The organism is Pedococcus cremeus, assembly GCF_900111375.1.
Lineage (GTDB): Bacteria > Actinomycetota > Actinomycetes > Actinomycetales > Dermatophilaceae > Pedococcus_A > Pedococcus_A cremeus.
Genome location: NZ_FOHB01000007.1, coordinates 148,656 through 171,340 on the forward strand (window position 1 = coordinate 148,656; position 22,685 = coordinate 171,340).

The following is a 22,685-nucleotide window of genomic DNA, read 5'->3' on the forward strand; positions in this document are numbered from 1 at the left end:
GACCCGCGCGCCTCAGGAGTAACACCCGTCACTTCCCTGATACTGAGCGACCATGAGCCGACCCCCTGCACCACCGGAGCTGGACGCCGAGGAGAGCGTCTACCTGTCGGGTCGGCCGGACCGCCGGCTCGCCGACCCGGAGCTGATGGGCCCCCGGATGCGCCGCCGCCGCGCCTTCTCGCTGATCCTGCTCACCCTCGTCTTCCCCGGGAGCGCGCAGCTCGCTGCCGGCAACCGCACGCTGGGCCGCGTCGCCGTCCGCTGCTGGCTGGGCCTGTGGGTGCTGGCCTTCCTCTCCGGGATGCTGTTCCTGGTGCACCGCACCGCCTTCCTCGGGCTCTTCGGTCGCTCCTGGTTTCTCACCGTCCTCCAGTGGGGCCTGTGGGGGTTCGCCGCGCTGTGGGGCGTGCTCTTCCTCGACGCCTGGCGCCTCGGGCAGCCTGGCCGCCTCGTCATCCAGGCGCGGCGCTGGCTCACCGGCCTCACCGCCGGGCTGCTCGTGGTCACCTCGGGCGGCCTCGTGTATGCCGCCAGCAGCGTCGGAGCCGGCAAGGACGCCCTCAACTCCCTCTTCACCGGCAAGCGCGCGGTCGCCGCGACCGACGGCCGCTACAACATCCTGCTGCTCGGCGCCGACAGCGGTAAGTCGCGCGTCGGCACCCGTCCGGACAGCATCCAGCTCGCGAGCGTCGACGCCGAGACCGGCCGCGCCGTCATGTTCGGCTTCTCCCGCGACATGGAGAACATCAACTTCCGACCCGGGTCGGTCATGCAGCGGCTCATGCCGGAGGGCTGGAACTGCGGCGACCAGTGCCTGCTCAACGGCATCTACACGTGGGCCGAGAACCACCGTGCGGAGTTCCCACCCGGTACCCAGAACCCGGGCGTGCTCGCCACGCGTGAGGCGGTCGAGGCGGTCAGCGGCCTCGACGTGCACTACTACGTCATGGTCGACCTCAAGGGCTTCCAGCGGATGGTCAACGCGGTGGGCGGCCTCGACGTCACCGTGCAGCGGCGCACCCCGATCGGTGGGGAGACCTCGCCCATCAGCGGGTGGATCGAGCCCGGCCGCCAGCACCTCGACGGCTTCCACGCCCTCTGGTACGCCCGGTCCCGCACCGGCTCCACCAACTACGACCGGATGGCCCGCCAGCGCTGCGTGATGACCGCGCTCGTCGACCAGGTCGACCCGCAGACGGTGCTCACCCGCTTCCAGAAGATCGCCGCAGCCAGCTCGGGCATGGTGCACACCGACCTGCCCCAGTCCGAGCTCGGCTACTTCGCCGACCTCGCGATGAAGACGCGGTCGCAGAAGATCAAGAGCGTCAACTTCGTGCCGCCGCTCATCAAGCCGTGGGACTACGACGCCAACTTCGTGAGGCAGCAGGTGGCCGCGACCATCGCCGCGTCGGAGAAGAGCAAGGCAGGTACGAAGACCCCGGCAGCGAAGGCTTCCCGGTCCTCGACCGGCTCCAGCGGCTCTGGTTCAGGCGGCTCCGGCTCCGGCGCGAAGAGCGGCAGCGGGAAGTCGGGCGGGACGTCCGCCGCGACGCCGCGGCAGGGTGGGGCGGGCCCCCAGGGGCCGGTGCAGGTGCGCGGGCAGGCGGCGGAGGCCGACCTGGCTTCCGTATGCTCCGCCTCATGAGTTCGCCGGACCGTCCGCACGAGCAGCACGACGAGGAGCCCCACCGGGCGCCGCAACGCGGCGCTCACGGCGCGGCCGCCGTCGGGGTGGTCATGCCGATCCTCAACGAGGAGCGGCACCTCGAGGAGGCGGTCGCCGCCGTGCTCGGACAGCGGTATGCCGGGTCCGTCACCGTCGTCCTCGCGCTCGGCCCGAGCACGGACCGCACCGACGAGATCGCCGCTGACCTCGTGCGCCGCGAGCCGCGGGTCCGCACGGTGCGCAACCCGTCGGGTCGCACGCCGGAGGCCCTCAATGCCGCGCTCGCGGCACTGCCCGACGAGGTCGAGGTCGTGGTCCGGGTCGACGGGCACGGCATCCTCGAGCCCGACTACGTCCGCACCGCCTGCGAGCTGCTGGAGCAGACCGGTGCCGCCAACGTCGGTGGGGTGATGCACGCCGAGGGCGTCACCACCTTCGAGCGCGCCGTCGCGGCCGCCATGACGTCGCGCCTCGGCGTCGGGAACGCCGCCTTCCACACCGGCGGGGCGTCCGGCCCGGCCGACACCGTCTACCTCGGGGTGTTCCGGCGCGAGTGGCTGCGCCGCATGGGCGGCTACGACGAGCGGTTCACCCGAGCCCAGGACTGGGAGCTCAACCACCGGATCCGTGAAGCCGGGGGACTGGTCTGGTTCTCGCCCGAGCTGCGGGTCACCTACCGACCGCGCCCCACGCTGGCGACCCTGGCCCGGCAGTACCGCGACTACGGCCGGTGGCGCCGCGTCGTCGCCCGGGAGCACCGCGGCACCATCAACCTGCGCTACCTGGCACCTCCGACGGCCCTCGTGCTGGTCGCGGGCGGTGCCGTCGCCGGCTTCCTGTGGGCGCCCGCGTGGGTGCTGCCGGCTGGGTACCTCTCGGTCACCACGCTCGGCGGTCTCACGATGAAGGGCCGGCTCGACTGGCGCGAGCGGCTGCTCGAGACGGTGGTGCTGCCGACGATGCACCTCAGCTGGGGCTGGGGATTCCTCAGCAGCCCGCGTGACCTCATGCCCGAGCTCGACCGCGAGCACGGCGTGCCCCACGACAGTGCTGAATCGCCCGCTACGCCCGGCAGCCTCGACTCGCCTGCTACGCCCGGCAGCGTCGACTCGCCGGCTACGCCCGGCAGCGGCGCGTGAAACCACCACTGCCGACGCTCAGCTGCGTCGTGCTCACCCGTGGCGACCGCCCGGCCGAGCTGAGCCGGTCGCTGCAGAGCCTGCGCGACCAGCAGGGTGAGCCGGTGCAGACGGTGGTGGTCGGCAACGGCGTCGAGCTGACCGGCCTGCCCGACTGGGTCGACGTGCTCTGCCTGCCCGAGAACGCCGGCATCCCCGCCGGCCGCAACGCCGGGGTGGCCCGCACCACCGGCGACGTCGTGCTCTTCCTCGACGACGACGGATGGCTGCCCGACACCGGCACGGCCGACCGGCTGCGCGCGGCCTTCGCGGCCGAACCCCGGCTGGGCGTGGTGTCGCTGCGGATCGTCGACCCCGAGGGCGGCACCACCCAGCGCCGGCACGTCCCACGGCTGCGGGCGGGCGACCCGCACCGGTCCTCGCTCGTCACGACCTTCCTCGGTGGGGCCAGCGCGGTGCGGCGGGTCGCCTTCGACGAGGCCGGAGGCCTGCCGGGCGATTTCTTCTTCGCCCACGAGGAGACCGACCTGGCCTGGCGCGTCCTCGACCACGGCTGGGACATCCGCTACGACGCCGACGCGCCCATGTGCCACCCGGCCACCTCACCGGCCCGGCACGACGTCTACTACCGCTACAACGCGCGCAACCGGGTGTGGCTGGCCCGGCGCAACCTGCCCGTGCTGCTGGTGCCGCTGTACCTCGGCACCTGGGTGGTGCTCATGGTGCTGCGCAACCGTGACGCCCATGCCCTGCGGACGTGGGGGAGGGGCTTCCTGGAGGGCTGGCGCACCGACCCCGGCCCGCGCCGGCCGATGCGGTGGCGCACCGTGTGGCGGATGACCCGCCTCGGTCGCCCGCCGGTCGTCTGAGCCAGAAGCCGCTCGGCACCGGTGCTAGAAGCCGCTCGGCACCGGTGCTAGAAGCCGCTCGGCACCGGTCCGGCCTGCTCGACCAGCTGGTCGAGGGCGGCCCTGAACCGCTCGGCGCCCGTCTCGGGTGGGGTGCCCAGCAGGTGCTCGCGCTCGACCGAGCGCTGCGCACGCGTGCGGTCCTGCCCGGCGAGCAGGTCGGCGACGATGGCGTCGAGCCCCGCGAGGTCCGGTCCGACCAGCAGGCCGGCGCGGCTGCTGGGAAAGCGCTCGCCGAACTCGGCGGCGTCCAGGCCCTCGGGGTTGGTGAGGGCGAGCGGGCGGTCGAGCGCCAGCCAGTCGGAGACGACGCTGGAGACGTCGGCCACCAGCGCGTCGCTCTGCTCGAAGCAGCTGGACAGGCCGGGCCAGCTGCCCTCGACGACGCGGTGGGTCGTGGCCGGCGCCTCGGCCCAGAACTGCGCCGTGGCACCCGGCTCGCGGTGCATCCCACCGGCGGCGCTGCGGGCCGCGGCGTCCATGAGGGCCAGCGCGTCTGCCTCGGCCGGCGAGGCCGAGGCCGTCGGCGCCGCGTCGCGGTGCACCTGGGCGCCGACCTCCTGGAGGAGGGCCACGACGTCGTGGTGGGCCTTGCGCACGCCCGCGTCGCGGGTGCCCGTGAGCGGGTGCGGCCGGTAGAGCACGCGGATGCCGTCGGTCGCCAGCAGGCGGCGGACCAGGTCCACGCCGAGGTACGGAAGGGAGGAGTGGTACGGCTCGTCGCCCCAGCCCTCCCAGGTCGGGGCGTACAGCACCGTCGCCGGCTCACCGGGGCAGCGGACGCGGTGTGGTGCGGCCACCGCCTGCGGGCGGCCCACGAGGCGGATGCGGTCGCTGACCAGCGCCGTCTCCCACCCGGCATACCGCTCGGCGCCCGCAGGGCCCGCCACCCAGATCTCGTCGTAGACCTTGGTGAAGGGGCTGCGGCTGCTGGACTTGTCGCTGTCGCCGTGGCCGATGAAGGCGGTGCGCATGCCGCCCTTGCGGATGAGGTGGATGTTGGTGGCGGCGTTGGAGACGAACAGCGCGCCGCGCACCGTCGACAGGTCGAACGCGACGAGGGCGGTGCCGGCCGGGATGCACACGACCGGCAGGGTCGTCGGCCGCAGCAGGCGCAGGGCCTCGCGGTCGCGAAGCACCACGAGGGTGCGGTGGCCGCTGGACTCGAAGGTGGGCAGCCACATCTCGAGCTGGTAGAGGGCGTCGGCGGTGCCGCCGTAGTAGAGGACGAGGTCGGGGGCCAGCTCGGTGACCGCTGCCTGCACGGCCTCCGGCACGCGTGACCGGGGGCGGGCGCGCCGGGTCTCGGCAGCGAGCACCAGCGACCAGACCACCACGCCCACCGCTCCGGCGGCGGCGCCGACGGCGGCCGTCGCGCCGAGCCAGGACGGCAGCATCGTGCCTGCGGCCAGGGCCGGCACGACGAGCAGCACCAGCACCGCGGGCCACAGCAGCCGTGACCGCTGGTGCAGCAGGGCCCGCGGCTCGCGGGGCAGCACGAGGCCACCGAGGGGCAGGCCGCGGCTGATCACCGGGCTCTTCCGGAGGTACTCCACGACCTGGGCCAGGCCCTCGACCACGCCACCGCAGATGCCGACGGCCGCGGCGCACACCACGACGAGCACGTCGAGGGAGGTGTTGGGCCCGGACAGGCGGGCCTCGAGCGCGGCGAGCGCGGCGGCGCCGATGGCCCAGCGCCACGGCAGCCCGAGCTGCACCCGGGCAAGGGCCCACGCCGACAGGGGCGCGACGCGCCAGACCGCGAACTCGGCACCCACGACCAGGAGGGCGAACAGGGCGAAGAGCGGGGAGCTCGGCACGGCCACGGCCGCGAACAGCCCGAGGTAGGCGAGCGCCAGCACGCCGGTGGCGGCGAGTCCCGGGGCGTCGGGCACCCCGGGCACGCGTTCCGTGCTCGTCAGGGAGATCCCGGAGGTCCTAGGCATCGACGACGCCTGCGCGGTCGGTGCGCGTGGTGTCTGCCATGGGGCGGTGCTGGAACCTTCCTGGGGCGGGGGGCGCCGGGCTCGGCGCAGGGCGAGGGTAGCGCATGGGGCTGGGCGGGAACCCGGCATCGGACGGGGCATCGCGCGGGTCCCCGAGCGGTGTCACGACCCGGCGCAGTCGACCACCTTGTACAGGCGGTAGGGACCGGCCCCAGCCACGTACTTGAAGGTGGGGGAGAGGCTCACGGCCGACAGCCCGGCATACCGCTTCTCACGGCTGGGGCCGAAGGTCGAGGAGTGGCCGCCGGTCAGGACGTGGGAGACGTGCAGCCGCCGCGCCGCGGCGCAGACCTGCGGGTCGCGGCCGATCTGGTCGAGGCTGCGGCCGAGCAGCTTCAGGTCGTCCGTCGTGCTGGCCTTCTCGCTCGTGAAGAGCACCCGGCGGCCGCTGACGAGGTAGAGGTAGGAGCCGCCGTTGTAGGGGTTCTCCGCGACGACGGCGTCGGCCGGCAGCTTCCGGCCGAGCGTGCGCAGCGCGGACAGCTCGCCGTTGCTGACCCACGCGTAGCCGGCGCGCTGGTTGAAGAAGGGCGTGAGCAGCTCTTGGTGGGCCTGCGTCGAGGCCCCGAGGGTCACGAGCAGGTATGCCGCGAGGACGCCGGCCGTGGCGGCCGTCACCCCCACCGGCCGCCGGCGGGAGGCGGCGAGGCGGCGCACCCCGTCGACGACCGCGGCGAGGGCGGCGGCGGCCAGCACCGCGGCCGGGGCGACCAGGAGCGCTGCGAGACGGGGGGTGTTGTTGTACCAGGGCCAGGTGAGGAGGCGCGTGGTGGAGGAGTCCACCGCCGCGTTGAGGAAGTAGAGGCCGCCCACCACGACGAAGGCCACGGGCAGCCAGAGCTGGCGGCGGTGCCGGACCAGGACCACGACGATGCCGGCCAGCACGAGCGCTCCCGTGACCCACAGCAGCTGCGCGTCACGTGGCCCGAACAACAGGACGTCGACCAGTGCGGCCGACGAGGTCATCTCCGGCCCGGGGGGGTTGGAGTCACGCATGGACCCCGCCCCCGCGGTGGCGACGACCCACGCGCCGCCGGCGGCCGCGACCAGGACGACCGCCGCCAGCACGGCCCCTACCGCCACGACCGGACGGCTGCGGGAGGCCCAGGCCTGCCGCACCAGGGCGAAGACGACGATGACCGCACCCATGATGGCCAGGGCGATGAAGGCGTTGGGGTGGGCCAGGGCCAGGCCGGGCACACCGAGGAGGAGCAGCAGCGACGCGTTCAGGCGGTCGGGACCGCTCGCGACCGCCACCAGCGCGGCCAGCATGGCCGGCAACAGCGCCTGCCCGAACAGGTTGGGCCACAGCACGCCGTAGCCCATGAACCAGTAGGGGAAGGCCGAGAAGGCGACGCTGGCGAGCGCCGCCGCCAACGTGACGGGGACGGTGGCCCCCAGGACCCGGCGGGCCAGCAGCATGACGCCGAGGGGCCACACGACCCCGGCGGTCACCAGGACGGTGGACGAGATGCTGGTGACCACGGTGGCGCCGCTCAGCTGCAGGACAGTGGTCGCGATCGCGTGGAAGGCGGCGGGGTAGAACCCGCTGCCCGTTCCGTTGGCGTAGCCGGCGGCGTGCAACGAGGAGATGTCACCGGTCTGGGCCATCCAGCGGGTCGTGCTGACGTGGAAGACGGTGTCGGGGTGCTGGGGGAGGGCGTCGGCGGAGCCCGACACCACCACCAGCGTGGCGGCCACGACGGCCAGGCCCAGGGCGGCGCCCACCGCCAGGGGCCACAGCGGACCGTCGTCGTACCGTTCGCGGATCCTGGGCACGAGGCCGGCCAGGCCGGTGACGAGCCACAGCGCGCCGAAGCTCGCGGCGAGGGTGGCCAGACCCCAGCGAACCCCCAGCTGGGCGGCCGCGATCCCGCCCATGGAGATGGCGGTCACGGTCAGCACCGGCCCGGTGGCCAGGGCAGTGGACGGGCGGGCGCGCAGCAGCAGCGCGGCGACGACACCCGGCACGAAGAGCACCAGCAGCGCGACGCCGATGGTGGGGACCGCCTCCAGCCAGCTGGTGTCGGCGACGCCCCTCACGAGGACGTCGCCCGGGGCTGGGGAGCCCGCAGGGGGCGCTCGGCAGAAGTCGGCGTCCCGTGCAGCATGACGGGCAGCATAACGAGGGTCACGGGCACCCACCGCGCCCGCCGGTGGGGGCCCGGCGACCGGGTAGTGTCTGGCCGGTGACAACCATGCGCAACGTGGCAGTGGTCCTCGCCGGTGGTGTCGGCAGCAGGGTCGGGCTGAGCATCCCCAAGCAGCTGATCAAGATCGCGGGACGCCCGATCATCGAGCACACCATCGACGTGCTCGACGCAAGCCCGCTGATCGACGAGGTCATCGTCATGATGACCCCCGGGTACCTCGACCCGGTCCGCGCGATCGTCACCGACGGCGGCTACAGCAAGGTCACGCGCATCCTCGAGGGCGCCGAGACCCGCAACGGCACGACCGAGCGGGCGCTGCAGGCCCTCGGCGACGAGGAGTGCAACGTCCTCTTCCACGACGCCGTCCGGCCGCTGCTGAGCCAGCGCATCATCGAGGACTGCGTCGCGGCCCTCGAGACCTACGAGGCCGTCGACACCGCCATCCCCTCGGCCGACACGATCATCGCCGTCACGGAGCAGCTCGAGATCAAGGACGTCCTCAAGCGGGCGGAGCTGCGGCGCGGGCAGACCCCGCAGGGGTTCCGCCGCTCGGTCATCAGCCGGGCCTACGAGCTGGCGGGACAGGACCCGGACTTCACGGCCACCGACGACTGCACGGTCGTGCTGCGCTACCTGCCGGAGGTGCCGATCGCCGTGGTCGCCGGCGACGAGCGCAACATGAAGGTCACCGAGCCGATCGACGTCTACCTCGCCGACAAGCTCTTCCAGCTGACCAGCCACGGCCTGCCGCAGGAGCTCGACGAGGAGCAGTACCGAGCCGCCCTGGCCGGCAAGACGATCGTCGTCTTCGGCGGTTCCTACGGCATCGGCGCCGACATCGTCGCGCTCGCCGAGCGGTACGGCGCGAGCGTGCACAGCTTCAGCCGCTCGGGCACAGGGACGCATGTCGAGCGGCGGGCCGACATCGTCAAGGCGCGCAAGCAGGTGCTCGCCGCCGACGGCAAGGTCGACTTCGTCGTGAACACGGCCGGCGTGCTGCCGCGGGGGACCCTCGAGGAGACGACCGAGGAGACCATCTACGCGGCCACCGAGGTCAACTACATCGCGCCCATCCTCATCGCCCAGGAGTTCTTCCCCTACCTGCGCGACACCAGCGGCGCGCTCCTGCTGTTCACCTCCAGCAGCTACACCCGGGGCCGCAGCGGCTACAGCCTCTACTCCTCGGCCAAGGCGGCCACCGTCAACCTGACCCAGGCGCTCGCCGACGAGTGGGCCGCCAGCGGGGTGCGGGTGAACTGCATGAACCCCGAGCGCACGGGCACGCCGATGCGCACCAAGGCCTTCGGCCACGAGCCCGCCGATTCGCTGCTCGACTCCGACACCGTGGCACGCTCGTCGCTGCGCACGATGCTGTCGGAGCTCACCGGCCACGTCATCGACATCCGCCGCGCCGACCCCTTCACCTCGCACGAGCTGACCGCGCACGTCGCCGACGACATGCACCAGACCGAGCCCCATGACGAGATGCCCGAGGGCGCCGAGGCCGCCCGCTCGCGCTGACGGGCCACAACCACACGTAAGGAGATGGCCATGGGCCTCGCCGACCGGCTCTTCCGACGCCCGCAGATCAAGATGAGCGTCGTCGTCGCCGTCTACAACACCGGGTCCTACCTCGAGCCCTGCGCGTCCTCGCTGCTGGGGCAGAGCCTGCCCGCGTCGGAGTACGAGGTGATCTTCGTCGACGACGGGTCCACGGACAGCACGCCGGCCCGGTTGGACGAGCTCGCCGCGAAACACCCCAACGTCACCACCATCCACATCCCGAACTCGGGGTGGCCGGGCAAGCCCCGCAACGTGGGCATCGAGGCCGCCAAGGGGGAGTACGTCTACTTCGTCGACCACGACGACTCGCTCGCCCCCGAGGCGCTGGAGCGCATGTACGACATGGCCTCGCGCAACCACGCCGACGTCGTCATCGGCAAGATCGCCGGGCACGGCCGGCGCGTGCCCCGCACCCTGTTCCGCCAGAACTACGAGGCGTGCACCCTGGAGACCGCTCCGCTCATGGAGAGCATGACCCCGCACAAGGGCTTCCGGCGCGAGTTCCTCAACGAGCACCACCTGCGCTTCCCCGAGGGGCGGCGCCGCCTCGAGGACCACGTCTTCGTCGTCGAGGCCTACCTGCGGGCCCAGGTCGTCTCGGTGCTGTCCGACTACACCTGCTACCACCACATCGCCCGCGACGACGCCGGCAACGCCGGCTTCGGGACCATCGAGCCGGTGGGCTACTTCGGCAACCTGCGCGAGGGGATCGACATCGTCGAGCGGCTGACCGAGCCGGGCCCGCTCCGCGACCTGGTGATGCGCCGTTGGTACAGCGTCGAGATGCTCAACCGTGTCGGCGGCAAGGGGTTCGCGGGCTGGAGGGACAGCTACCGCCGGCGCATGTACGAGGAGATCCGCAAGCTCGCCCTGGAGCGGTTCACCTCCCCGGGGATCTGGGAGCCCCTCGGCCCCCAACACCGGGTCCGCTCGGTTCTGCTGCGCGAGGGCCGCTACGACGACCTGGTGCGCCTCGCCGCGTGGGACGCCTCCCTGGTGCTGTCGGCTCGCCTCGACGACGCCCGGTGGAAGGACGGCCGGCTGCACCTCTCGGCGACGCTCGCCGTGGAGACCGGTAAGGGCGACCCGGCACTCACCGTGTCCGAGGCCGGCGAGCTGCGCTACGAGGGCCCGGCGAAGGACGTGCCGGAGCAGGCGCGGGTGCTCAGGCCGGTGGAGGAGCCACGCGTCGAGCTGCTCCTGCGCGACCGGGAGACCAAGGTCGACCGTCCCGTCGCCCTGACGGTGTCGGCCGCCCCCGGCGGGGGCTCGGGTCGGCAGCCGTTCCGGCTGGTGGCCGAGGGAGCCGTCGACCCCGGGGCCGTCGGCGGCAAGCCACTCTCGGCCGGGGTCTGGGACCTCTTCATCCGGCTGCGCGACTGGGGCGCCGGCAACAACGTCACCCGGCGCCTCGGCGCCGTGCGGATCGAGGGGCTGGAGACCGAGCTCGAGCCGGCCGTCGTCGGCGGCAAGCCGCTGGTCGTGGTGCCCTACTGGACCGAGCAGGACAACCTCAGCCTCGACGTGGGGCAGAAGACCCGTTCGCTCGGGGAGCGGCTCGCCGGGCGCGCGCTGTCGGCGACGGTCGACCGGGGTGCCGAGACCCTGCGCGTGCGGGTCGAGCTTCCCGTGCACGTGGGTCCGGGCGCTGCCCCGCTGGGCGCCCGCCTGTGCGCCGTCGACCAGGCCTCGGGGCTCGAGGTCTCCGCGCCGTCGCGCATCGAGGCAGCAGGGTCGGTGGCTGCGATCGAGGCGGAGCTGCCCCTGCTGGCCGCCGGGCTCGACCTCGCGGTCGAGGTGCCCGCCGGCCGTTTCGCACGGGTGAACGACCTCGGCGTCTCCGCCGAGCCCGGGCCCACGGCCTGACTCCCAGGGCCCGACGCGGCCGACCCAGGGCCCCTGACCTGCCGCACCGGACAGCCCGGCGGGGCAGGTCGGCGCCGGCTCAGGCGATGCGCTGGGCCGCCTGCGCCCGGACCGCCTCGACGGCCTCGTCGACGGCCCGGTCGAACCGGGCCACGAGGTCGGTCTGGTAGTCGCCGAGGAGGTATGCCGCGGTGCGGGCCCGCTGCTCGGCGAACGTGTCGACCGTCCGCGCGTCCTCGACGCACTGAGCCACGTCCGTGCCGTCGCCGGTGAGGACGTAGGCGCCGGCGGCGGAGGGGAAGGTGTGCCGGAACTGCTCGGGGTCCTCGGCGCTGGAGCTGGTGACCACGTAGGGCTTGCCGGACGCGAGGAAGTCGGTGATGACGCTGGAGATGTCGCTGACCAGCAGGTCGGCCCGGTTGAAGGCCGAGTACAGCCCCTCGGCCCCGGTCACGACCTCGTGCGGGGCGCCGGCCTGCTCGACCATGGCCTTGAGCCGCTCGACCTCCTCGCCGAAGGCGGGGTCGTCGGTGCCCGTGCCCGGGTGCGGCTTGAAGAGGACCCGCACCCCCGGCATACCCATCAGGGTGCGCAGGATGCCGGCACCCTGGGTGAGCACCGAGGAGTACTCCCACTCGGCGAAGAAGCCCTCACGGGTGGGGGCGTAGAGCACGGTGTAGTCCCACGAGGCGGTGCCGCTCCCACCGCGGTTGTCCTGCGCCAGGGGCGCCGCGACCCGCTGGATCTCAGCCAGCTGGGGGCGCCCGATCTCGCGGACCTGCTCGTCGCGGACGCCCACGTCGGCGACCCGGTAGCGGTCGCGCGCCGCCGGCCCGCTGACCCAGGCCTCGTCGAAGATGCGGGTCAGCACCGTGGCGCTGCCGCCCTTGTCGCTGTCGCCGTGGCCGACGAAGACGTCGACGATGCCGGGCAGGCGCAGCAGGTGGTTGTTCTTGGCCACGTTCGAGGGGTAGAGCGCGATCCGCACCGACTCCGGGACGACCCGCTCGATGTCGGTGGCGCGGGTGACCTGCACGACCGGGATGCGGTCGGTCTCGACGAGGGGCGCGTTGTGCGGCTCGCGCACCAGCACGACCGTGTTGCGGCCGACCGCCTCCAGCGTGGGCGTCCACACGTTGGCGATGTAGCCGATCGCCTCCGGGCGGCTGTAGTAGAAGAGCACCTCGGGTGCCAGCTCGCGCAGCGCCGCGGCGAGCAGGTCGACCGCCTCCTCGGCGGAGGTGTCGGCCCGGGCGCGCAGCGCGTCGGCGACCACCAGGGCCAGCAGCGTCGCAGCCAGGACGGCCGCCAGCACGGCTGCGACCACGACCAGGCCACCCGGACCGCCCGCCAGGTGGGCGACCACCCCTGCGGCGACCACCGTCCCGGCCGCGCTGTTGCCGTGGCCTGCGCGCCTGAGCAGTGCAGGGGCCAGCGCCGGGCGTCGCCGCACGCCCGGCACCTCGAAGTTCCGCCACGAAACCGGCAGCAGTCGTCGCGCCTCGCTGTCGGCCTGCAGCGCCACCTGCAGCAGGCGCGCGACCCAGATGACGGCCAGGGCGACGGCCACCGCGACGAAGAGGCCTCGGTCGCTCGCGGACCACGGCGCCACCAACCCGAGCAGGAGCACGCCCCGCAGGCCGGTGCGCACCGTGTGGCCGACCTGGAACCGTTCGAGCGCCTCGAACAGCACCGGCCGGCGGACCAGCCAGGCCTCGGCGACGTGGCCGGCGACCGCGCCGAGGCCGAAGAGCACCGCGGCGGCGACCGGCACACCGGTCGAGAAGGGGATGGCCAGCGCCTCGAGGCCGAAGCCGAGGGCCAGGAGTGCGACGGGCGGCAGGTAGCGGGTGAGGGACGGCCGGGACAGCCGGGCTGCGGGCGCGCTCATCGGGCGGTCTCCTCGGTGGTGCGGGGCTGGGCCCCGGCGTCGTCGGTGGCCAGCAGCTGGGCGTGGTCGGCGCTGCGGGCCAGAGCCGCCTGCGCCCGCTCACAGGCGCGGTCGACCTCGTCGGCGAAGTGCTCGACCGGGTCGGCGACCGGGGCGCCGAGGAAGTAGGTGGCCAGCTCCTCGCGGCGCGCGCGGTTGACGTCGGGACCCACCGCGTCGGTCAGGGCCGCGGCGAGGTCGGCGCAGTCACGGGCGATGACCGCGCCGCCGGCGGTGGAGGGGAAGTCGCGGTGGTAGTCCGCGAGGGCGGTGTCGCGGGGGTTGGTGACCAGGTAGGGCTTGCGCGAGGCGAGGAAGTCGGCGACCACGCTCGAGATGTCGGCGACGAGCACGTCGGCCTCGTTGAAGGCGTTGTAGAGGGAGTCCGGCTCGGTGCCGACCACCTGGTGCCGCCCGCCGCTGGACCTGAGTCGCTGCTCGATGGCCTCGCGCGCGGCGGCGGCGCGGGGGAGCCGGGTGCCGGTGGCCGGGTGGGCCTTGAACAGCACCCGCACCGGCAGCTCGGACCTCAGCAGCGTGTCGACGATGCGCTCGCCCATCGGGGCCACCGAGGAGTAGTCGACCCCGTCGAAGTTGCCCTCCCAGGTGGGGGCGTAGAGCACGGTGAGCGGCCGCTCCGGCGTCGGGGAGGCGGGGCCGGTGCGTGGCTGGATGTGCGCCAGCTGCGGGCGGCCGACCGTGACCAGCTGCTCGGGTCGCACGCCCTCACCCCGGCGCAGGTAGCGGTCGCAGGCCGCCTGCCCGGCCACCCAGATCTCGTCGAAGACGCGGTGCAGCGGGCTGTAGGTGACCGACTTGTCACCGTCACCGTGGTTGATGAAGACGTGCCGGATGCCGCGCAGCCGGATCATGTGGTTGTTCTTGTTGACCGTGGTCGGGTAGAGGGCCACCTTCAGCGAGGGCACCTGCATCGCCTCGACGTCGCGGGCCCGCGGCAGCACGAGGATCGGCGTGCGCGTCGGCAGCAGCGCCTCGAGGTGGAGGAACTCGCGCAGGATGATGACGGTCGGGCGGTGGAGCCGGTCGACCGTCTCGAGCCAGACGTTCAGCTGGTAGGTCGTGTCCTGGCCGCCGCTGAAGTACACGGCCACCTCGGGGGCCAGCCGCTCGACGGCAGCGAGCAGCTTGGCGTTGTCCTCCGCCGGGGAGGGCAGGCGGGCGATGGTCCGGCGCCGCTCGAGCACCCGGTAGGCGACGAAGGCCGACCCGGCGAGCAGCAGGGCCAGCCCCACGAGGACGGGAGCCGCGGAGCCGGTCGCCCAGCCGACCCACAGGCCGAGCAGCAACGGCACGTCGACGTGCAGGGCCACGCGCGGGCCCGTGATCGTGGCGACCTGGGGCAGCGTGGGCGGCAGGAGCTCCGGACCGGAGGTGCGCCCGTCGACGTCGAGGTTCGCCCAGCCGAGGCGCCCGCGGCGCAGCCGCTGGTTGCGCCCGGAGAGCACCCGGTATGCCGCGTGGGTCAGGTGCGTGGCGCCGACACCGGCCACCACGAGCAGGGCCACCCAGGCGTCGGGGCGGGCGATGACCGCCCACCCGAGCACCGCGGAGGCCTCCCGGAGGAACGCCCGCTGCGCGCTGGCGAGCTGCCGCTCGTTGAGCCACTGCACGACCCGCTCGTCGACGAGGAACAGCCGGGCGTCGGCCACGTAGTTGGCCACCAGGGCGAGCCCGAGGACCCAGCCCCAGCCGGCGGACCATCCCCCGAGCAGGGCGGCGACCACCATGAGGGCGGCCGTGGCGGCATACAGGACCAGCGCCCCCACGTCGCTGCGCAGGGTCCGGGCGAGTCGGTGCATGGAGTCCGTTCCGGTTCAGGGGCGGGTGCGTCGAGCGGGCGCCGCAGGCGTCGCGACCCGCCCGAGGATACTGGACCGGCCCGGACCGCCACCGTGGCGCGGAGCAGCCCCCGGTGTGGCGTACGCTCGGTCGCCGGGTACCGCACAAGGATGACCCGACAGGTGAGGCGGACGCCCGCCGCCGACCCGGCACTGGACAGGCAAGGACGAATGAGGCTGATCTCCCGGACCGAGGCCCTCGCGGCCCGGCGCAGCGTGTTGTGGACGCTGGTGATCCGAGACCTGCGGGTGCGCTACTCCCAGAGCGTGCTCGGCTACGTGTGGACGATCCTCGACCCGCTGCTGATGTCGTTGATCTACTTCCTGGTCTTCGTCTACATCTTCAAGCGCAACGACCTCGGCCACGAGCCGTACTTCCTCTTCCTGCTCATCGGCCTGCTGGCCTGGCAGTGGTTCTCCGGGTCCCTGACCGACACGTCCCGGGCCCTGATCTCCGAGGCCAAGCTGGTGCGCTCGACCAACCTCCCGCGCGAGATCTGGGTCGTGCGGGTCGTGGTGTCCAAGGGCATCGAGTACGTCTTCTCCCTGCCGGTGCTGCTGTTCTTCCTCGGCTTCTACCTGCTGCAGGGCAAGACGCACCTCAACGGCTGGCTGGTGCTCTTCCCCTTCGCCGTCGTCGTCGAGTTCATCGCGGCCGTGGGCCTGGGCCTCCTGCTCGCCCCGGTCACCGCCCTCATCACCGACATGCAGCGGGTCATCCGCATCGTCCTGCGGATGCTCTTCTACGCCACCCCGGTGATCTACTCGGGCCAGCTGGTGCCACAGCCCTACGACAAGGTCCTCTGGCTCAACCCGATGACCGGGGTGCTGGAGGCGATGCGGGCCGGCTTCTTCGAGCACGACAAGCTCCCCATCCAGTGGGGCGCGATCGCCACCAGCGCGGTCGTGAGCGTGGCCCTCGTGTTCATCGGCAACACCGTCTTCGGCCGCCTGGAGCGGCCGGTGCTGAAGGAGATCTGAGCCGATGTCCACCTCACAGGTCGACCTCACCGGGCCGGTCATCGCGGTCAAGGACCTCGGTATCGAGTTCTACCGCTCGCGCCGCCGCCGGATGCAGCTGCGCGAGATGCTCTTCCACGGCCGCAGCGGCGCCCCCAGGGAGACCTTCTGGGCCCTGCGGAACATCAGCTTCGAGATCCAGGCGGGCGAGGCGGTGGGCCTGGTCGGCGGCAACGGCGGCGGCAAGAGCACGCTGCTCAAGATGCTCGCCGGCGTGCTGCTGCCCGACGAGGGCGAGGTCACCGTCAACGGGGGAGTGGCTCCGCTCATCGAGCTCACCGGCGGCTTCGTCGGCGAACTGACCGCGCGCGACAACATCTACCTCACGGCCGGCCTGCACGGCCTGTCGAAGGAGCAGGTCGACGAGCACTTCGACGACATCGTCGAGTTCGCCGGTCCCGAGGTCCGCTCCGGGCTCGACACGCCCTACCGGCACTTCAGCTCCGGCATGAAGGTGCGCCTCGGCTTCGCCGTGATCACCACCCTCGACGAGCCGATCATCCTCGTCGACGAGGTGCTCGCCGTGGGTGACCGCAAGTTCCGCGAGAAGTGCTACCAGCGCATGGAGGACCTGCTCGTCGAGGGCCGCACCCTGTTCCTGGTCTCGCACTCCGAGCCGGACCTGCGGCGGTTCAGCACCCGCGGCCTCTACCTCCAGCGCGGCGCCCTCATGATGGACGGCCCCATGGACGACGTCCTCGACCGCTACAACCACGACCTGGACGCGACTCGGTGAGCGCGCCGGCGACCTCCGTCGGCACCGCCTCCTCGCGAGCCCTGCGGGGCCTCTCCCGCGGGGCCGACGTCGTCCTCGTCGGCGTCACCCCTCGTGCAGCCCCCGAAGCGTCGGCACACCTCGCCGCCGTGCTCGAGGAGGTCTGCGCCCCCACGTCGGTGCGTCACCTGCCGGGCGGCGCCTGCGCGGCGCTGACGGCGCTCGCCGACCTCGCCGAGACGTCCCGCGACACCCCCCTCGTGGTGGCCGCGGCCGACCTCGACACCGACCTGCCCGCCCTGCTCGACCTGCTCGACCGCCCCGGCGTGCGCACCGCGACGACCGTCGTCGCCCGTGACGGCGTCGACCGCGGACTCGAGGCGGCCACGCTCGTGCGGGTCGGTCGCGACGGCCGCGCGGTCGAGTCGGTCGGCTCGCCGGCCCACGTGGTCACCGCACCAACCCACGTGCTGCTCGGGGTGCTGCGGGTGGCGCCGGAGCACCGTGCGGAGGCGGCCCGCCTCTGGCGCGCAGCCGCCGCCGTGGCCTCCGACGGCTGGGGTGGCGACGTCGCCGCCCTCGCCGTGCTCGCCCTCGTACGGGGCGGCCTGCGGGTCGGCGCGGTGGCGCTCGGCCCGTTCCGCTGGGCCCGCGGCACGGCCGGTGGTGCCGGGGCGGCGGGTGACGCGTGGCGCCAGCGCCTGCGCGGTGCGTCCCGCGGCGGCGACGGGTTCTTCTCGACGTATGCCGTGCGGCCGGTCTCGCGGCGCATCACCGCGGTGGGCCTGCGCCACGACTGGCAGCCCAACGTCGTGACCGTCGTGTCCCTGCTCATGGGGGTGCTCGCCGCGCTGCTCGTCGCCACCGGCTGGTGGTGGGCCTGGGTCGTGGCTGCCGTGGTGCTGCTGCTGGCGCTGGCGGTCGACTGCGTCGACGGGGAGATCGCGCGGTTCACCCGCCGGTTCAGCCCGCTCGGCGCCTTCCTCGACGCGGTCGGTGACCGGGTGAAGGAGTATGCCGTGCTGGCGGCGGTCGCCGCCGTGGCGGTGCGTGAGGGGCAGCCGGGGTGGCCGGTGGCCATCGCCACCATGGTGGCCGTCACCGTGCGCCACCTCGAGAACGACACCTACGACCACCGGATCGGCTTCGCCCGCGCCAGCGTCGCCGACCTGCTGCCGGTCGACGCCACCCGTGACCTCGGGACCGAGGGGGCGCGCACGCAGCTCGCCCCGGCACCCACGCGCAGCCAGTCGGCCGTCTTCTGGGCCAAGAAGGTCATCCACCTGCCCATCGCCGAGCGCTACCTGCTCATCGCGCTCACCCTGCTCACCCGCCGACCCTTGCTCGTGCTCTGGGTGCTCCTCGTGGCCACCATCGTCGCGGTGGCGTGGACCCAGGGCGGCCGCGTCGCCGCCGTGGTCGTCGGCCGTGACCGCACCTGGGCGTCCGTGCCGCGCACCGAGGGCCCCGGCCACGTCGACGAGCAGCTCGACCTCGGCCCGCTCGCCCGGGCGGCCGCCGTGGGACGGGGCTCGTTCTGGACCGGCCTCGCCGGCGTGCTCGTCCTGCTCGTCGCCGCCCCGCTCGCGATCTGGGCGGACCTGCCCGGCGTCGCGCTCGCGGCCGCCGTGGTCGGCTCGCTGATGGTCGGGCAGGGCTGGCAGCCGCCGCTGCACCACCCCCTCGACTGGCAGGCGCCCGCCGCGCTCTGGGTGGCCGAGTCGCTGGTCGTGGCCCTGCTGGTGCACCACACCGCCGGGGTCATGTCGGCTGCCGGCTACGCCTACCTCTGCGCCGTCGCCTACCACCGCTACGACACCCTCTACCGCCAGCGCGACACCGGCGCCGCGCCGCCCGCCTGGCTGTCGACCGCCGGGCTGGGGGTCGACGGCCGCCTCGTGCTGCTGCTCGTGGTGGCGTGGCTCGTGCCCGGGGCCCTGGTCCCGCTGCTGTGGGTCGCCGCCGTCTACCTCGCCGTGCTCTACGTCGCGGAGTCCGCCACCGGCTGGCACCGCTGGATCGCCGCCCAGAACAGGGCGGCGCAGAACAAGGAAGGCGCCGCATGAGCCCGACCGACGACTCCACCACGCCCGCCGGTTCGGAGTCGCCGCCCACGGGGCCGGTGCACGACCCGCGCGACAACCACCCGAGTCTGGAGCAGCTGCGCGCGGTCGCCCAGCCCGCTGCCCACATCGGCCGCTACAACGCCGAGCACTGGGCCGGCGCGCTCTACATCCGGCACCTGAGCATCTACGCCACCCGCGCGCTGCTGCCCACCGGCATCAGCCCCAACGGCGTCACCTGGCTGATGATCGTCGTCGGTGTGGTCGGGGCCTTCACCACCCCGCTGCCCGGGCTCGTCGGCCCGCTCCTGTGCGCCCTGGCCATGCAGGTGCAGATCCTGCTCGACTGCAGCGACGGCGAGGTCGCCCGCTGGCGCCAGCGGTTCTCCCCGGCCGGCATCTACCTCGACCGCATCGGGCACTACGCCACCGAGGCGTCCATCCCGATCGCCGTGGGGCTGCGGGCCGACGGCTGGACCCTGTCCGACCCGCTCGACGTCGGGGGCTGGACCCTGCTCGGCCTGCTCGTCTCGGTCGTCGTGCTCATGAACAAGGCCTTCACCGACCTCATGCACGTCGCGCGGGCGAAGACCGGCCGGCCGCCGCTCGAGGACGTCGCCGAGACGGCCCGCCCCAAGGGGTCCGGGCTGGCCACGGCACGCCGGGCGTTCGCCTACCTGCCGATCTTCCGCGCCTTCGTCGCCATCGAGGCCTCGCTGCTCGTGCTGCTCGCCGGAGTCATCGACGTCCTCCGTGGCGACCTCGGCGGCACCCAGGGCCTGTTGCTCCTCATGGTGCCCCTCGCGTTCATCACGGCCGGGGGACACCTGCTGGCGGTGCTGTCCAGCTCGCGGCTCGACTGACCCAGCACGGTACCCTCGCCGGAGACCACCGGCAGCCGCGTGCGGAAGCCGGCCCACCGGCATACCAGGAGCACCGCTTGAGCCCTCGCACCGTCATCACGTTCGGCACCTTCGACGTGCTGCACGTCGGGCACATCCGGGTGCTCAAGCGCGCCGCCGAGCTCGGTGACCGACTCGTCGTCGGCGTCTCGGCCGACGAGCTGAACATCGCCAAGAAGGGCCGGGCCCCGGTGTTCACGCAGGACGAGCGGCTCGAGATCGTCAGCAGCCTGAAGATGGTCGACGAGGTCTTCGTCGAGGAGTCGCTGGAGAAGAAGCGCGACTACATCGTCGAGCACGGCGGCGACGTGCTCGTCATGGGCGACGACTGGGCCGGGAAGTTCGACTGGGTCTCCGACGTGTGCGAGGTGGTCTACCTGCCGCGCACCCCTTCGGTCTCGACCACCGGGCTCATCGAGCACATCGCCACCATCGCGCCCAGCGCCTGACTCAGAGGGTCCTCAGCCCCCGGGCCACCGCCAGGGAGAGTCCTCCCAACGCCACGGCGCACGCCGCGATCAGCGCCAGCTCCACTGTCAGGAGGGGCGACAGCGGTGCGACCGTCGCCAGGCCGAAGGTGGCACCCGCCGCGACCCAGGCGCCCGCGGCCCGCCAGTGCTGGCGCAGGGCCAGGCAGGCCGGCTGCAGCACCAGTGTCCCGAGGAACAGCGCGATCGAGACCGCCAGCAGCACGATGTCGCGCTGCGGCAGCTCGAAGTCGGGTCCGAGCAGGACCCGCAGCAGCTGGGGGCCGGCCGCCGCGCACAGCAGCACCCCGAGGGCACCGAGACCGGTCGTCGCGAGCAGGACTCGGCGAAGGCTGTGGGTGAAGCCGGCGGCGTCCTTCCGCACGACGGCCTCCACGAGGTGCGGCATCAGCACCGCCTGGACCGCCGCAAAGGCGAAGATCGGCAGCCGTGCCACCAGCGCTGCCGCGAGGAAGCGACCGCTGAGCTCCTGGTCGGCAGGACCGCTGAGCACGCGCACCACCACCGGTCCCAGGTTCACCAGCGACTGGGCGATGATCGAGCTGATCCCCACGGCAGCCATGGAGACGACCAGCTCGCGGACGGGGAGGTCGGGGACGGAGGTCGGCGGGGTGCGCCCACTGCGCGCGGTCAGCACCACGGCGACGAGGAGGGCCACCGTCACCACCAGTGCCCAGGGCCACGGCGACGTCACCGCCAGCCAGGCCAGGAGCAGCGCGACCACCAGCCGGACGGCGCCCTCGATGCCCAGCTGCCCGGCATACGCGCCGAAGCGCCTCCGACCCGAGAGCGCGCCGCGGGAGACGTAGGCGGCTGCCAGGCCTGCCACCGCGGCCACGGTCACGCCCCACAGGGGGAGCGCCTCGACGAAGCCGGTGTGGGTCAGGTGGGGGAGCACCGGGAGCAGGAGCAGGGCCACGGCCGCCACGACCAGGAACCCGAGCCGGTAGGCGGCCCGGAGCACGCCGAGCTCGCTGGTCCCGTGCTCCCGGCCGAGGGAGGTCCGCCGGCTGACCTCCTGCTCGAAGGGGTAGGTGGCCCCGAGGCCCACCCCGTAGACCAGTCCCCAGAACACGGCGAAGTCGGCGTAGGAGGCGGCGCCGAGGACGCGCGCCGCGATCGCGAGGAAGACGTAGGTGGAGCCGCCGTAGAACGCCAGGCCGACGGCGACCCGCACGGACCCCGCTCGCAGCGACTGGGACTGGACCCGGTCGCGCAGGCTCCGTCGGCTCATGTGGGTGAACCAGGCGTCAGTGTGGAACCGGGTGTCGGGCCGGGTGCCTCGGCCGAACCGGGTGTCCCGGTCCCGCGCAGCAGCGTGCGCAGGGCCACGCGCCAGTAGGCGGACAGCGCGAGGTTGACCAGGCCCATGCCCGGTGGCGGGCTGACCATCGGCGGCTCGATGCGCGCAGCCATCCGGAGGGCCACCACGTCCGGGCCCCGCCGCACGGCCCGCTGCACCCGCCGCCGGCGGTGGCGCACGAGCGACAGGTGGGAGAGCGCCCACCCCCACGCCTCCAGCTTCTGGCGTGGCCACCCCTGCAGCACGGCCAGGACGAGGAACAGCGGCTCGGTGACCAGCAGCGCCGGAGCGACGGCAAGGAGCAGCCCCGACGGGTAGTCCGTGAGCACGGTCAGGAGCCGGTTGCGTTCGAGGAGGTACATCTTGCGGGGGTTGCGCCCGAAGTCGTAGTGGTGGTCGGCGACGGCCTCGGGGACGTAGCGGACCCGCCAGCCGGCGAGCCAGCAGCGCACGCTGAGGTCGGTGTCCTCGTGGTAGGCGAAGTACGTCGGGTCGAAGCCGCCGAGCGCCTCCCACACCTCGCGCCGCACGGCGAAGAAGCCGCCCGTGCAGACCGCGACGTCGCAGGCAGTGGCGTGCCGCGAGGCGGGTTCCCCGCAGCCACCGGCCCAGGTGAGCCCCAGGAAGTGCAGCGGGTTGCCGGCCGAGTTGATGAGGTCTGGCGCGTCCGCCAGTCGCAGGCTGCCGCTCGCGATGCCCACCTCGGCGGCCTCGGCGACCCCCACCAACGGCGCCAGGGAGCCCGGGCGCACGATGGCGTCGGAGTTGGCGAAGACGAGGACGTCCCCGGTGGCCCGCGCGGCCCCCAGGTCGCACCCGCCGGCGAAGCCGAGGTTCGCGCCGTCACCCACGATGCGCACCTGGCCCGGGAACGGGGCCGAGCCGGCTGGGCGGGGTCCGACGCCGTTGTCGACGAGGACGATCTCCCCGTCCGCCGGCAGCTCCGAGGCGATGGCGTCGAGGCAGTGCTCGAGGTACGGCTCCGGGCCGTAGCCGAGCACGATGACGGAGACCCGACTGCCCACTCTTCCTCCTGTCCGGCCGGCTGCGTCCCGGCCGGCCGGGTGCTCCGTGTCCCGGAGCGCCCGGCCGGACCCACGCCCG

At 73.3% G+C, this 22,685-nt stretch carries 16 protein-coding genes; 10 read left to right on the plus strand and 6 right to left on the minus strand.

All coding sequences use genetic code 11. The annotated features are described in order from the left end of the window. Window positions 1-52: 52 nt before the first annotated feature. The 3 genes from BMW78_RS14560 to BMW78_RS14570 are packed head-to-tail and all read left to right on the plus strand — an operon-like array spanning window position 53 to window position 3,674. Entirely contained in the window at window positions 53-1,645 is a 1,593-nt protein-coding gene (locus BMW78_RS14560) for an LCP family protein (RefSeq protein WP_091761231.1), read from the plus strand. After that, entirely contained in the window at window positions 1,642-2,805 is a 1,164-nt protein-coding gene (locus BMW78_RS14565; RefSeq protein ID WP_091761477.1) for a glycosyltransferase family 2 protein, read from the plus strand. The genes BMW78_RS14560 and BMW78_RS14565 overlap by 4 nt, the downstream gene beginning before the upstream one ends. Then, entirely contained in the window at window positions 2,802-3,674 is an 873-nt protein-coding gene (locus BMW78_RS14570) for a glycosyltransferase family 2 protein (RefSeq protein WP_091761233.1), read from the plus strand. The genes BMW78_RS14565 and BMW78_RS14570 overlap by 4 nt, the downstream gene beginning before the upstream one ends. Window positions 3,675-3,721: 47 nt before the next feature. Here BMW78_RS14570 and BMW78_RS14575 read toward each other — a convergent pair whose 3' ends face one another. Beyond that, a complete protein-coding gene (locus BMW78_RS14575; RefSeq protein WP_143056266.1) occupies window positions 3,722-5,659 on the minus strand; it encodes a hypothetical protein in 1,938 nt (645 codons plus the stop codon). A 162-nt stretch (window positions 5,660-5,821) separates the two neighbouring features. Then, window positions 5,822-7,762, minus strand: a complete 1,941-nt coding sequence (locus tag BMW78_RS14580) for a DUF6541 family protein (protein WP_091761237.1) — start codon at window positions 7,760-7,762, stop codon at window positions 5,822-5,824. A 155-nt stretch (window positions 7,763-7,917) separates the two neighbouring features. Between BMW78_RS14580 and BMW78_RS14585 the strand changes: the two genes are divergently transcribed. Further along, window positions 7,918-9,393 carry a bifunctional cytidylyltransferase/SDR family oxidoreductase gene (locus BMW78_RS14585; protein ID WP_091761239.1) on the plus strand — a complete coding sequence of 492 codons (1,476 nt, stop codon included), beginning with the start codon at window positions 7,918-7,920 and terminating at the stop codon, window positions 9,391-9,393. A 30-nt stretch (window positions 9,394-9,423) separates the two neighbouring features. Continuing rightward, complete coding sequence (locus BMW78_RS14590; protein ID WP_177180406.1) at window positions 9,424-11,301, plus strand: glycosyltransferase family 2 protein; 1,878 nt, start codon at window positions 9,424-9,426, stop codon at window positions 11,299-11,301. 79 nt (window positions 11,302-11,380) lie between these two features. On the opposite strand, the gene BMW78_RS14595 is transcribed toward BMW78_RS14590, so the two are convergent. Continuing rightward, a complete protein-coding gene (locus BMW78_RS14595) occupies window positions 11,381-13,192 on the minus strand; it encodes a CDP-glycerol glycerophosphotransferase family protein (protein ID WP_091761243.1) in 1,812 nt (603 codons plus the stop codon). Next, the gene (locus tag BMW78_RS14600; RefSeq protein WP_091761245.1) at window positions 13,189-15,051 is read right to left on the minus strand and encodes a CDP-glycerol glycerophosphotransferase family protein; all 1,863 of its coding nucleotides are present in this window, start codon (window positions 15,049-15,051) and stop codon (window positions 13,189-13,191) included. Before BMW78_RS14600 ends, BMW78_RS14595 begins: the two co-directional genes overlap by 4 nt. Window positions 15,052-15,261: 210 nt before the next feature. Here BMW78_RS14600 and BMW78_RS14605 point away from each other — a divergent pair, with 210 nt between their 5' ends. From BMW78_RS14605 to BMW78_RS14625, 5 genes are all read left to right on the plus strand, one after another. Continuing rightward, on the plus strand, window positions 15,262-16,071 hold the full coding sequence (locus tag BMW78_RS14605; RefSeq protein ID WP_091761247.1) for an ABC transporter permease: 810 nt from the start codon (window positions 15,262-15,264) through the stop codon (window positions 16,069-16,071). Window positions 16,072-16,075: 4 nt separating this feature from the next. Next, a complete protein-coding gene (locus BMW78_RS14610) occupies window positions 16,076-16,846 on the plus strand; it encodes an ABC transporter ATP-binding protein (protein WP_091761249.1) in 771 nt (256 codons plus the stop codon). After that, window positions 16,843-18,891, plus strand: coding sequence for a DUF5941 domain-containing protein (locus BMW78_RS14615; RefSeq protein WP_091761251.1), 2,049 nt, complete (start codon window positions 16,843-16,845; stop codon window positions 18,889-18,891). Before BMW78_RS14610 ends, BMW78_RS14615 begins: the two co-directional genes overlap by 4 nt. Further along, window positions 18,888-19,751 carry a CDP-alcohol phosphatidyltransferase family protein gene (locus tag BMW78_RS14620; protein ID WP_091761253.1) on the plus strand — a complete coding sequence of 288 codons (864 nt, stop codon included), beginning with the start codon at window positions 18,888-18,890 and terminating at the stop codon, window positions 19,749-19,751. Before BMW78_RS14615 ends, BMW78_RS14620 begins: the two co-directional genes overlap by 4 nt. A gap of 77 nt (window positions 19,752-19,828) precedes the next feature. Then, on the plus strand, window positions 19,829-20,239 hold the full coding sequence (locus BMW78_RS14625; RefSeq protein WP_091761255.1) for an FAD synthase family protein: 411 nt from the start codon (window positions 19,829-19,831) through the stop codon (window positions 20,237-20,239). Window position 20,240: 1 nt separating this feature from the next. Here BMW78_RS14625 and BMW78_RS14630 read toward each other — a convergent pair whose 3' ends face one another. Together BMW78_RS14630 and BMW78_RS14635 are read right to left on the minus strand one after the other, a co-directional pair. Continuing rightward, window positions 20,241-21,512, minus strand: a complete 1,272-nt coding sequence (locus tag BMW78_RS14630; protein ID WP_091761257.1) for a lipopolysaccharide biosynthesis protein — start codon at window positions 21,510-21,512, stop codon at window positions 20,241-20,243. After that, on the minus strand, window positions 21,509-22,606 hold the full coding sequence (locus BMW78_RS14635) for a glycosyltransferase family 2 protein (RefSeq protein WP_245735878.1): 1,098 nt from the start codon (window positions 22,604-22,606) through the stop codon (window positions 21,509-21,511). Before BMW78_RS14635 ends, BMW78_RS14630 begins: the two co-directional genes overlap by 4 nt. Between the last annotated feature and the right edge of the window lie 79 nt (window positions 22,607-22,685).